Below are 11,198 nucleotides of genomic sequence, written 5' to 3' on the forward strand. Positions count from 1 at the left end.
GACGGGATGAGGAGAGTTGATGGAGTTCATCCGGGCGTGTGAGGACGTGGCGGGGGCGGTACGCGATGCAATAGCCGGCATGGTCGGCACGCCAGAGGCGGGGGCGTACGTAAAGATGGGCGCGGACGGCACGCCCACCAAAAAGATCGACCAGGTTGCAGAGGATATCATCGTCGACCACTTCACGCGCCACCCGTTCTGCCGGCGCCTGATCAGTGAAGAACTCGGGTGCGCCGAGATGGGCGGGGAGAAAGGAACCATCTTCCTCGACCCGGTCGACGGCACCTACAACGCCGTGGTCGGGATACCGTTCTACGCCCTCTCCATCGCGTATGCAGAAGAGGGGGTCGTGCAGATGGGGTACGTTCAGAACCTCGCCACAGGCGAGACGTTCCACGCCGTCCGGGGACGCGGCGCCTGCCTCGGCGGGCATCCTATCCGCGTCTCGGGGATATCGCTCCTCGAGGAGAGCGCCATGAGTGTCTACGGCCGGAAGTTCGACCCGACCCGGGTCCAGATGATCGGCAGGAAGATCCGGCGGTGGCGCCTCCTCGGTGCATCGGCGCTCGAGCTCTGCTACGTCGGGTGCGGTCGTATCGACGGCTTTGTCGACGTGCGGGGGACGCTTCGCGTCACCGACGCGGCGGCGGGAATGCTGATCTGCGAAGAGGCCGGTGGCACAGTCTCCGATCTCGAGGGGAACGCCCTTATATTCCCTGATGAAGTCTCCGTCGGGCGGAGCCTTGTCGCCACGAACGGCATCGTGCACAACAAGGTCATCGAGTACCTGAGGTGAACCGCATATGAAGATTGTCCTGGTATCACGCATTGACGATGCGGACGCGCTCCGCTACACCGCGTCGCTCGCCCGGGAACTCGAAGGCCTCGGGCACGAGACCGCCTTCGAAGAGAGTACGGCAGGCTGCCTCGGAAAAGAAGGTATCCCGTTTGAGAAGATCGACGGCGATCTGGTCGTGGTCATCGGCGGTGACGGTTCGGTTCTCCTCACTGTTCACCGGATGAAGAAACAGGTCCCGGTTCTCGGGATCAACTGGGGCGAGGTGGGATTCCTCGCGGACCTGGAACCCGACGAAGCGCGCGCGTTCTTCGCCGCCCACACGGAAGGGTTCTGTGTCGAGCGCCGGATGCGGGTCAGCCTCTCCGCCGGCGGGAAACGGATTGGTGATGCCCTCAACGAGGGGCTCGTCGTCACCGATCGGCCGGCGAAAATGCTCCGATTCGGCATCTATGTCGACGGGACGCCCGCAGAGCGGTTCCGCGCCGACGGCCTGCTCATATCGACCCCGACCGGGTCGACCGCCTATGCCATGAGCGCAGGAGGGCCGATCGTCGATCCGCAGATCGAAGGATTTCTCCTCGTACCGCTTGCGCCTTACATGCTCTCGTCCCGTCCACACCTCATCAGCACCTGGAGGAGCCTCGAGATCACCCTTGAAACCGAAAAACCTGCTCACCTCGTCATCGATGGGCAGAGTTCGTTCGAACTCGAAAAAGAGGCCACTATAACGGTTAGACGATCGGATCAGCCTGCCCTTTTCGTACATACGGACAAACCCTTCTTTGAGAAGGTGAACCATAAACTGCGTAACCTCTGACCCTGCCGATATCCCGAACAGAGATTTTATGAGTGCCCAAGGGGATTATCTCAACAGAGGAGTGAGCACGATTATGGAAGACCAGATGCGCACGGAGATCCCCTACGCGGAGATCGCGGAGACGCTCAAGACCGCCCTCGACCTGCGGGGCTCACCGGTCGCAGTCAAACTCGCAAAGAACCCCGACGGCATTCCCGAAGGGGTCGGGCCGATCGACGAGACGGTCCGCCACTGCCAGATGATCAGCAGGGCGCGACTGAACGGCGAGATCTTCTACGCGACCGCTGACAAACACGTCTGTATGGGGGGCGCCTGGGCCCTCGGGCTGAAAGAACTCACGCCGAGCCTCCGCTCAGGAGAGTTCTACTACAAACTCGGCAAGTTCGAGAGCTGGGCCGCCTGCATGCGGACCATCCGGCAGGTGCCGCACGTCCCGGAACTCGAGACGTATGCGACGGTCTATGCGCCGCTCGAGAAGACGCCGTTCGACCCGCACGTCATCGTCATTGTTGCCGAACCCCGGGCGATGCTGAAACTCGCGCAGACGACGCTCTACCTGCTCGGAGGGCGGATCGAGTCCACGATGGCGGGGATCCAGTCGGTCTGTGCGGACGCGACCGCGCTGCCCTACCTCACCGGCAACGTCAACTACTCGCTCGGGTGCGACGGTTCGCGCCGGTTCTCGGGGATCGAGGACAACGAACTCGTTATGGGCATCCCCGCCGAGCTCCTTCCCGAGTTTGCCCGGGCGCTCCCGATCGTCACCGCTGCACCCGGGTCGGTGAAGTAATAAAGCATCCCGCTCTATTTTTTTTCGGCACACCCCCGTCGAGGGACTGTTCCGGGGTACAAGGCTTATCACCCCGGCAGGTCAACTATTCAACAGGTGGTTTTTTGCAGGTATCCATGAAGCTCGAGATGAGGGATCAGCCCGGACAGCTGGTCGCAGCCCTCCAGCCGATCTCGGCCGTCGGGGGAAATATCATCGCGGTTATCCACCAGAGGGAGACACTGGCGGCTACGGAGACGCTGGACGTCCAGATCGTGCTGGAACTCCCCGAGGAGGGGTCTCTCCCCAAACTCCTCGAACTGCTCCGGGAGCAGGGTGTCAGCGTCGTGCGCATCGGCGAGCAGCGGCTCCTCTACGAATGCACACTGATCACGATCGGCCATTTGATGCACACGGATCTCTCCGATACGGTCGACCGGATCGACACGACCGGCTCGGCCGAGGTGACGGACCTCTCTCTTGCCATGCCCGCGATCAATTCCCCGTCGTCGGCCCGCATCACCATCCGTTCGACCACCCGCGAGGAGATGAAGAAGGCGATCAGGATCCTGCGCGGCGTCGCGGAGCAGAAGGATCTCCTCATCATCGAGCCCCTGGAGGGTGTATGATGCGGATCGTCATACTCGGGTTCGGCTCCGTCGGCCGGGGGATCGCCCGGGCAATCCTTGCAAAAAACCTCGATCTCACCGTCACCGGCCTTGCCGACTCAAGGAGTGGGCTCATCGACCCGGCCGGAATCGACCTTCTCGCGGCGCTTGACCGGAAGGGGAACGGCGACCTCTGCGGCAACCCGGATGTCAGCCCCGCGGACGTGGTGGCGAAGGCGGATTACGACGTCCTGGTCGAGGTGACCCCGACGAACGTGGATGACGGCGAACCGGCGCTGGGCTACATACGGGCGGCTCTCGGACGGAGCAAACACGTCGTCACCTCGAACAAGGGCCCTATCGCCCTTGCCTACCCTGAACTCCGCGATCTTGCAGAGGCAAACGGCGTCTTCCTGAAGTACGAGGCGACGGTCTGCGGCGCGATCCCGCTCATCCATGCGATGCAGGAGGGTCTTGCGGGCAACACCATCTCCCGGCTCTACGGGGTCTTCAACGGCACCTGCAACTACATCCTCACCCGGATGGCCGAGGATAGCCTCACCTACGAGCAGGCTCTCGCCGAGGCCCGGGAACTCGGGTATGCCGAAGCCGATCCCACCTACGATGTCGAGGGGATCGATGCGGCGATCAAGCTGGTCATCCTCGCAAACGCCATCCTCGATATGCGGACCACGCTCGACGACGTGGAGAGGACGGGGATTACCCTCCTGACACCCGAAGCCCTGCGGCTTGCGGAAGACCAGGACTGCACCATCCGGCTCATCGGCGAGATCGTGCCGGAGGCCGGGGTGCTCCGCGTCTCGCCGCGGATTGTCGCAAAAACGCACCCGCTCGTCGTCGAAGGAACGCTCAACGCGGTCACGGTGGAGACGGACCTCGCCGGGGACCTGACGTTCATCGGGAAGGGCGCGGGCTCCACGGAGACCGCCAGCGCCGTGATCGGCGACCTCCTCTATATCCGGGAGCGGCATGTCCAGGGTTCTTGAGCGGAGAAAACAGTACCTGCGGCTGATGCGTCAGGCGACGCTTGAGAGTGGCTACTTTACGGTGGCCGATATCGCTGAGGCGACCGACACCCCCCGGAGCACCGTCCAGGACTGGGTGAACCGCCTCATCGAGGAGGGATGCGTCCTTCTCACGGAGGAGCAGCGGGGGCGGCACGCAGCGCGGTATGCGGCGACCAGCGTGATGCCGGAGAGCGCCTGCCGCCGGATCTTCACCACGATCGACGGCGGCGAGGTTGAGATCTACCATGAGTGTATGAGCGGGGGGTGCGCAGCGTTCTGCGAGTTCCATCACGCCCGTGCCGGGGGCGCCCTGCAGTCTGTCCGCCGGGACGGGACGCTGCTCCGCGAGCGGGCAGGCCTCGGGCGCCGGGAGGTGGCCGTCGGGCTCGATCCCGCGCCGGCGGTCGGGATCGTCGGCGTCTCCCACGAAGACGGCTACATCCGCCAGCAGATCCGGTGTATCGGCGGTCCGGCCTACTCGCTCACCGATATGATGTCGTTTGCCGAAGGCGTCTGCGGCGTCACCGTCCACCGCGAAGGGCCGGTGGTCGAGGGCGAGGTGGTCACCCGGGCGCTCGCCTACGTCGCCGTCGGGATCGACGACACCGATACCGCGACCGAGGGCGCGACCTTCGCCCTCGCCCTTGCTCTCCTCCAGCACCTCGCGAAACTCGACGGCGTCATGCCGATCGGCCACCGCGTCGCGATGCTCAACCCCCGGCTCGAGGCCCGGACGGCGGGGAACTCCTGCAGTTGCATCGAGCTCGCGGTGGAGCCCAATCTCGTGGCGCGGATCGAGGAGTCCGCCGTGCGGTTCGTCGCCGGCGAGGCGGCGTCCCCGGAGTGGGGCATCGCCGTCCGGCAGGGTTTCCGGGTTCCCGGCGCGCTCCGGGCATACGGGAGGAGCGCAAGAGAGTCGGTGATCGACCGGGAAGCGGCCGAGAAGACCGCCGGACTCTTCGGGGCGCATCTCTACGGCGGCCGGGGCGTCATCGGGGCGCTCGCGGCGGTCTCGCTCATCGGGCTCCCCCACGACGTGCTCCTCGACCCCGGACGTGACGTCTGCACCGGGTGGGAGCCGGTGGAGTGAGCGGGGGTGCAGTCTTCGGTTTCGGTTCTTGAGATGCTCATTTTTTTGAGTGGTGCGCCCATTCTTTAACTCATTGCCCCACATCCCCGGACACGGATTCCCATGGGCTATCGCCATTGGGGGAGGGGCTGACGGGGAGGGGGGAGCATCCTCCCTCCCCTGTCTCCAGTTCGCATCCCTGGTGCTCAAGTTCCAAATTCGAGATCTGTTGCCCCCACCCCACCCGGCCTTCGGCCTCCTCCCCCGCCCCGGGGGGCGGGGGCAGTCATGGCGATATCCCCAAGGTCCAGCGTATGGGCATTTTTGACAATTTCTACTGTTTTCGTAGTCCCCCATGGTCCAGTGTACCAGGCTATATCATCGCTCCGTTTGTCCTATTTACCACGATAGTAATCCCGACGTCAGTTCAGGCTCACTCACCTGTTACAATCGTGCCCTCCGATACGCCTCTCTCCTGAGCGTCACCTCCTCTTCCTACCACCACCTCACCGTAACCCCCCTCTCCCCCCTCGCTACCTATAAATACCCGGATACGGCAGATACCCCTCATTGAGGCGAAGCGCGGTGAGAAGCGAACTTGAAGAAGAGATTACAAAACTCTCCTCCCTTGCGCGGGAGCGGGGCGCGGAAGCGCGGCGGATAGCGGCCCATGACGTCGTCGTCGCGGAGTGGGTGCGGTTCAAGTGCCGGTTCGGGTGCAAGGGCTACGGGAAACATATGTCCTGTCCACCCTACGCCCCCACCCCTGCCGAGACAGAGCGATTGCTCGCCGAGTACAGCACCGCCCTCCTTCTCCGGTTCGAGGGCATCCCCGGGCACCCCGGCCTCAAACCCGACGAGATACCGCTCGACTTCCACCCGTTTTTCCACGACCTCATCCTCTGGGTGAACTCGACGGTGCACCTCCTCGAGAAGACGGCGTTCTACGACGATTTCCCGAAGGCGTTCGGGTTCGGAGGATACCCCTGCATCTACTGCGAGCACCTGCACTGCGTCGCCGAGGAGCACGAGGGGGTCGTCGACGAGAGCATCCGCAGGCTCTGCCGGCACATGGATCTCGTCCGCCCGACGATGGAAGGTGCCGGGATCGACGTCTTCTCCACCGCCCGGAAGGTCGGATGGGACCTGCACGTGGTTCCCTGCCGCGACCTCGAATACGGCAAGATCGAGCACGGCGACATCACCTCGGTAGGTCTCGTCCTGATTGAGTGACGCCCCGGCCTTCAGTCGTTCCGGACACCCCTGATGAACTCCTCGGTCATGCGGTAAGCGTCGTCGTCCTGAAACTGCACCGGCGGGTGCTTCATGAAGTAGGCGGACGGGGATATGAGCGGGCCGCCGACACCCCTATCAAGGGCGAGCCTGCAGCACCGGATGGCGTCGATGACGATCCCCGCGGAGTTGGGCGAGTCCTCGACTGAGAGGCGGAGGTCGAGGTGCATGGGAATGTCCCCGAAAAGCCGCCCTTCCATTCTAAGAAAGCAGACCTTGTTGTCCTTCTGCCAGCAGACGTAATCGCTCGGGCCGATATGGATGTTATCGTCGTCGAGAGGCACCTCGAGGACCGACTGCACCGCTTCGGTCTTCGACGTTCTCTTCGAGGCAAGGCGGTCGCGGTTGAGCATATTCAGAAAATCCGTGTTGCCGCCGGTGTTCAACTGGTAGGTCCGGTCCAGTTTCACGCCCCGCTGCCGGAAGAGGCTCGCGAGAACCCGGTGCGTGATCGTCGCCCCGAGCTGGGCCTTGACGTCGTCGCCGATGACCGGAAGGCCGCGTTCGCGAAACCTCACCGCCCAGGCGGGATCGCTCGCGATGAAGACCGGCATGTTGTTGATGAGGCCGACCCCTGCCTCCAGCGCACAGCCGGCATAGAACCGTGCAGCCTCCTCAGAGCCCACGGGGAGGTAGTTGAGCAGCATCTCGGCACCCGAATCCTCGAGTGTCCTGACGACGTCCTCGCGCGACGCCTCCTCCTCGTCGGCAAGCACGAACCTGCAATCCTCCCGATAACCCCGCATGTGCCCGGGAAAACCGTCCAGCACCCGCCCCATCCGGACGGCGACACCAGTCCTCGGCATCTTTGGGCAGAAGGCCGTGGTGCAGTTCGGGGGGGCGAATATCGCTTCGGAAACGTCCTTTCCGACCTTCCGGGCATCGATATCGAACGCCGCAGCCACCTCGATGTCGGACGGTCGGTAGCCGCAGAGGTCCCAGTGCATCAGCCCGATTGCGTCCTTCTCGCTTTTCCCCCGGTAGTATTCGATCCCCTGAAGCAGCGAACTGGCACAGTTCCCGATACCCACAATTGCAATCCTGATCGAGTCCACGACAGCCCCCCGATAGATCCGGTACGCGCCCAACACACCCCTCTTTAGGCGGGTGCGCCGGGTGCAGGTTGAGACAACGCAACCCTCTCCGGGTTGCGTTTTTGAGTCATATATAGAGCGGGAAATATAAGGGTATGGTTTGGGAAGCATCCGGCGGTCATGGATGATCTCTGCAGGCTCGACGGTGTTCTGTGCGGCCCGGCCGCCGACCGTACCTGTTTCCCGGAACGAACGCTCGACGGAGAAGGCTACGACAGGGTGTATGCCTCGGGTTCGGCGAGCCTGTTCGTCCTCGACGAATCGTAACACCGGCGCGGCCGGTGATGGGTTTGAAAGAGGCAGCGTTAGTTCCGGCGGCCGCATACGGGCAAGTCCGCTCCGAAGAGCAGGCTATTTCGAACGAACGGATAGCCTGGGCCGCAGCATGTCAACCGACCCCTCCCGTCCCCGCTCGCAGCAGGATCCACTCTCCGCAATATTTTATTACCCCTACACCGTCATACCGGCGTAATCCAGATTCAGGAGGTATTGGATTATGGTTGATTTCGAACATGCACTCATCGGAGAAGCGCTCGTCGGCGAAGGGCCTGAGGTTGCCCACGTCGATCTGGTCATCGGGAAGAAGGGGAGCAGCGTGGAGCAGGCATTCGTCACGGCGCTCGCATCGCCTGCACGGGGGCACACGCCGCTCCTTGCCGTGCTCACCCCGAATATTCCGGCGAAGCCCCCGACGCTGATGGTCAACAAGGTCACCATCAAGAACGCGAGCCAGGCTCTCCTGATCTTTGGCCCGGCGCAGGCCGCCGTCGCGAAGGCCGTGGTGGACAGCGTTGCGGAGGGCGTCATCCCGGAGACGGAGGCCGATACCCTGCTGATCATCGCGTCGGTCTTCATCGAGTGGGATGCGGCGGACAAGAAGAAGATCCACGACTGGAACTACGAGGCGACGAAGATTGCTATCAGCCGGGCTGTCAGGGGTGAACCGGCGGTTGCCGAGGTGCTTGCACAGAAGGATACCGCGAAGCATCCCTTTGCGTGAACTGCCGGCGTGCACCGGCAGGAGCGTGGGGGCGTAGCCGAATGCCCCGAATTGATTGGGCGCGATGCGTTCCGTCGCTCCTTAAGATGTCTCTTTTTGCATGTGAAGGATCACGCTGCCGATGAGGGATGCGGAAAAGGCGCTATGCTCTTACAGAAAGGAATTGGAAGAAATAGTCGAACCGGAGTTCCTGATGCGCCGACCGGGACTCGAACCCGGGTTTAGGCGTTGGCAACGCCTAGTGATAACCACTACACTATCGGCGCACGCCTGTGCTTTCGCACTGTGTGCCTTACAACATGGGTTTTTCAGGCTAATAAGCCTATCGAAGCGCGGCCCGGATCGGGCGGTGCCACCCCTGCAGGATCGCATGATGGGCGGTGGTTCCGGGCTAACGGTTGGCCCTGGGGGAGACCGATCGCACCGCCGCCGCGCACCTACCGTCTTCCGTGGTCAAGCGCCCGCCTGATGTTTCTGTTTGCCAGAATCCAGAGCCCCGGTGTCAGGACCAGGATGAAGACGGCCATGGCGTAGGCGACGATCTCGGCGGAGAAGAGCAGGAAGTTGAAGATGCCGTGCAGCACCATCCCGAGAGCGAGCCCCCGCAGGACGATTCCTGAACGCTCTTCGGGAGCCGCGAATTTAGCCCTGCCGAGGGCGTAGCCCCAGACACCGGCGAAGAGCGCGTGCCCCGGGACCGAGAAGATCGCGCGGACGGCGATCGTGCCGAGGGCAAGCGCCGGCGACGTCAGGTATGCCGTAAAGACGTAAAGAACGTTCTCGAGCGATGCAAGTCCGAGCGCAGCGGCGGCGGCGTAGACGATGCCGTCCATCGGTTCGTTGAACTCGGTGTTATGGTAGGCGAACCGGCGCACAACCGCAAACTTGCCGTACTCCTCGACGATGGGCGCGACAACGGCACCCATGATCAGCGGAGATGCGATGAAGAGGCCGAAGAACCCCTCGACGAAGGCGACGGGAAACGTGATGAGGACGCCGAGGAGGAAGATCTTCACGATCAGAGCCGCCGGTTCGGGCTCGTATTTATCCCTGCGGTAGAAGTACCACGCCCAGAAGACCCCCGGAGCCAGCGCCAGGGCAAGGATCACCAGCGGCTCGACGACCATGCTGATCGGGGTTCATGGTTTCGGAGAGGAAGAGTCTTTCCGTCACGTGGCGTTTGCAGAGTAGTACCTCCTGCGAGAGAGGAGGGACACAAGGTCACGGCTTTCAAGCGTTGGAAGGAACGACTGTCCGATAGAAGCGACTGTCCGCAGGATGTGATGGCCCGCAGGGTGCGACGTTCCAATGGATTGCGATGGGCCGAAGGGCCGGAGTTTGAGTACCGTCTGGTGCGAAGTGCAACTGCCTTACGGGCAGGAGTTTGAGACCGGAGGTGCGACCGAAGCAGGAGAACCGTTAGGTGCGATTAACGGATCTTGAGTACGGAAGGCGCGAATCAGGACCCCCCACCTCCCGCGCTTCGCGCTCCTCCCGCCCCCCCAGGGGGGCGGGCAGTGCGTGGCGATAGCCCCCACGCCCCATTGTATCAGGTATTATCACGAGCATGCCATCTCATCTGTTGCATCCAGGCAGTCGCCTGTGCCCGGCGCTGACTATCCAACTCTTCAGCTGCCCGTTCCAAAAAAAAGGTTATTCGGGGAGGAGACGGCACTCCGGGGCGAGCCCCTCGAGCACCAGCAGCCCGTAGTACCGGAAGAACGTGACGAACGGCACCGCGATCAGGAGCACGACCGGGATCGCGATGATGAGGTAGGGGATGAGGAGCGCGAGGAGCAGCGTGAAGTTTCCTGCCTGGATTGCGGCGAGGAGGACGATCCCGATGAGCACGAACGGTATCGCGATGATCAGCAGTGCGAGGATGACGATTACCGCCTGCACAATCGCGGCGATGAGGCCCAGAATGAGCCTGGTGACGATGTAGATGATGGTCTGCCAGAACTGGCCGGATATCACCCCGAAAAGCCTCCGCCAGCCCTCGATGACCCCGCAGTCCTCATGGATCATGATCGGGACGACGAAGTCGGTGGTCAGGAAGAAGATGATCCCGAAGAGGAGGGCTGCGATCAGGATGAACGGAATGAACACCAGGATGAATGCAGCAACGCCGACACCCGACCCCCCGATACCGACGAGCATGAAGATGAACGCCATCATGGCGAGGACCAGGATCAGCGTGAGGACGACCTGGAAGAGGAAGAGCCGCACCCCTTTTCCAAGCCTCTCTCCGAAGAAGGGCCTGATATGGATGTCCCCCGTCCGCAGCATGTCGACGAAGACGAACTGCAGCACCGTGCCGATGATCCACCAGATGAGAGCGATCGCAAGCACGGCGACGAAGGCCGCTACAATGAGCGGCGCGATCTCGGGAAGGGACTCCGCGAAGCCGGGGGGGAGGTCGCCCTCTCCGAAGGTATACCCGGAGGTGTTCGGGAAACTTACACCCCCTCCCACGAAGAGCGCAATCAGGGCCAGGCGGAGCCAGATACCCCACTGGATTGGCCAGAGCAGGCTCTTGGTGCGCTGAAAGGCACCATCAAGCCTGCTGAATGCATACATATCTTCAGCCATGTTACTCACAAGATGATCTCCGTCTCATTAAAACCTTCTTTCGCCGAATCGGTTTCAGGTCCCCGGCCGGGCGCCGTACGCTCACGGGTTTTTGGGGAAACCGATTTTTCAACACCTTAATGTAGTCCG

Annotated in this window: 12 protein-coding genes and 1 tRNA gene; 9 read left to right on the forward strand and 4 right to left on the reverse strand. The window is 62.7% G+C overall.

Features of this window, described 5'->3' with window-relative positions; genetic code table 11:
• The first annotated feature begins 19 nt into the window (after positions 1-19).
• From HL657_RS10115 to HL657_RS10145, 7 genes are all read left to right on the forward strand, one after another.
• Positions 20-796, forward strand: a complete 777-nt coding sequence (locus tag HL657_RS10115; protein WP_317296698.1) for a bifunctional fructose-bisphosphatase/inositol-phosphate phosphatase — start codon at positions 20-22, stop codon at positions 794-796.
• Between the two features lie 7 nt (positions 797-803).
• The gene (locus tag HL657_RS10120) at positions 804-1,616 is read left to right on the forward strand and encodes an NAD(+)/NADH kinase (protein ID WP_317296699.1); all 813 of its coding nucleotides are present in this window, start codon (positions 804-806) and stop codon (positions 1,614-1,616) included.
• Between the two features lie 73 nt (positions 1,617-1,689).
• On the forward strand, positions 1,690-2,406 hold the full coding sequence (locus tag HL657_RS10125; RefSeq protein ID WP_317296700.1) for a DUF169 domain-containing protein: 717 nt from the start codon (positions 1,690-1,692) through the stop codon (positions 2,404-2,406).
• A gap of 116 nt (positions 2,407-2,522) precedes the next feature.
• Positions 2,523-3,014, forward strand: a complete 492-nt coding sequence (locus HL657_RS10130) for an amino acid-binding protein (protein ID WP_317296701.1) — start codon at positions 2,523-2,525, stop codon at positions 3,012-3,014.
• Positions 3,014-4,000, forward strand: a complete 987-nt coding sequence (locus HL657_RS10135; RefSeq protein WP_317296781.1) for a homoserine dehydrogenase — start codon at positions 3,014-3,016, stop codon at positions 3,998-4,000. The genes HL657_RS10130 and HL657_RS10135 overlap by 1 nt, the downstream gene beginning before the upstream one ends.
• Positions 3,984-5,111, forward strand: a complete 1,128-nt coding sequence (locus tag HL657_RS10140) for a helix-turn-helix domain-containing protein (protein ID WP_317296702.1) — start codon at positions 3,984-3,986, stop codon at positions 5,109-5,111. The genes HL657_RS10135 and HL657_RS10140 overlap by 17 nt, the downstream gene beginning before the upstream one ends.
• Before the next feature lie 549 nt (positions 5,112-5,660).
• Positions 5,661-6,323, forward strand: coding sequence for a DUF2284 domain-containing protein (locus tag HL657_RS10145; RefSeq protein WP_317296703.1), 663 nt, complete (start codon positions 5,661-5,663; stop codon positions 6,321-6,323).
• An 11-nt stretch (positions 6,324-6,334) separates the two neighbouring features.
• Here the strand turns inward: HL657_RS10145 and HL657_RS10150 are convergent, their stop codons facing one another.
• The gene (locus HL657_RS10150) at positions 6,335-7,474 is read right to left on the reverse strand and encodes an inositol-3-phosphate synthase (protein WP_317296704.1); all 1,140 of its coding nucleotides are present in this window, start codon (positions 7,472-7,474) and stop codon (positions 6,335-6,337) included.
• A 123-nt stretch (positions 7,475-7,597) separates the two neighbouring features.
• On the opposite strand from HL657_RS10150, the gene HL657_RS10155 reads away from it, so the two are divergent.
• Both HL657_RS10155 and fae read left to right on the forward strand, forming a co-directional pair.
• Positions 7,598-7,744: a hypothetical protein gene (locus tag HL657_RS10155; RefSeq protein ID WP_317296705.1), complete on the forward strand. Its 147-nt coding sequence runs from the start codon at positions 7,598-7,600 to the stop codon at positions 7,742-7,744.
• Positions 7,745-7,973: 229 nt separating this feature from the next.
• Positions 7,974-8,477, forward strand: coding sequence for a formaldehyde-activating enzyme (fae, locus tag HL657_RS10160; RefSeq protein WP_317296706.1), 504 nt, complete (start codon positions 7,974-7,976; stop codon positions 8,475-8,477).
• Between the two features lie 194 nt (positions 8,478-8,671).
• Here fae and HL657_RS10165 read toward each other — a convergent pair.
• The 3 genes from HL657_RS10165 to HL657_RS10175 all read right to left on the reverse strand — a co-directional run bounded on the left by HL657_RS10165 (position 8,672) and on the right by HL657_RS10175 (position 11,069).
• Positions 8,672-8,743 (reverse strand) — tRNA-Gly (locus HL657_RS10165).
• 171 nt (positions 8,744-8,914) lie between these two features.
• The gene (locus HL657_RS10170; RefSeq protein WP_317296707.1) at positions 8,915-9,604 is read right to left on the reverse strand and encodes a PrsW family intramembrane metalloprotease; all 690 of its coding nucleotides are present in this window, start codon (positions 9,602-9,604) and stop codon (positions 8,915-8,917) included.
• A gap of 526 nt (positions 9,605-10,130) precedes the next feature.
• The gene (locus tag HL657_RS10175) at positions 10,131-11,069 is read right to left on the reverse strand and encodes a DUF7544 domain-containing protein (protein WP_317296708.1); all 939 of its coding nucleotides are present in this window, start codon (positions 11,067-11,069) and stop codon (positions 10,131-10,133) included.
• Positions 11,070-11,198 lie beyond the last annotated feature (129 nt).

This window comes from Methanoculleus nereidis, from assembly GCF_032944295.1.
Lineage (GTDB): Archaea > Halobacteriota > Methanomicrobia > Methanomicrobiales > Methanoculleaceae > Methanoculleus > Methanoculleus nereidis.

Bases quoted from the DNA above. Each gene is read 5' to 3' on its own strand.
- HL657_RS10170 (WP_317296707.1), bottom strand. From the start codon at position 9,604: ATGGTCGTCGAGCCGCTGGTGATCCTTGCCCTGGCGCTGGCTCCGGGG.
- HL657_RS10155 (WP_317296705.1), top strand. From the start codon at position 7,598: ATGGATGATCTCTGCAGGCTCGACGGTGTTCTGTGCGGCCCGGCCGCC.
- HL657_RS10130 (WP_317296701.1), top strand. From the start codon at position 2,523: ATGAAGCTCGAGATGAGGGATCAGCCCGGACAGCTGGTCGCAGCCCTC.
- HL657_RS10125 (WP_317296700.1), top strand. From the start codon at position 1,690: ATGGAAGACCAGATGCGCACGGAGATCCCCTACGCGGAGATCGCGGAG.
- HL657_RS10115 (WP_317296698.1), top strand. From the start codon at position 20: ATGGAGTTCATCCGGGCGTGTGAGGACGTGGCGGGGGCGGTACGCGAT.
- fae (WP_317296706.1), top strand. From the start codon at position 7,974: ATGGTTGATTTCGAACATGCACTCATCGGAGAAGCGCTCGTCGGCGAA.
- HL657_RS10135 (WP_317296781.1), top strand. From the start codon at position 3,014: ATGCGGATCGTCATACTCGGGTTCGGCTCCGTCGGCCGGGGGATCGCC.
- HL657_RS10175 (WP_317296708.1), bottom strand. From the start codon at position 11,069: ATGGCTGAAGATATGTATGCATTCAGCAGGCTTGATGGTGCCTTTCAG.
- HL657_RS10120 (WP_317296699.1), top strand. From the start codon at position 804: ATGAAGATTGTCCTGGTATCACGCATTGACGATGCGGACGCGCTCCGC.
- HL657_RS10140 (WP_317296702.1), top strand. From the start codon at position 3,984: ATGTCCAGGGTTCTTGAGCGGAGAAAACAGTACCTGCGGCTGATGCGT.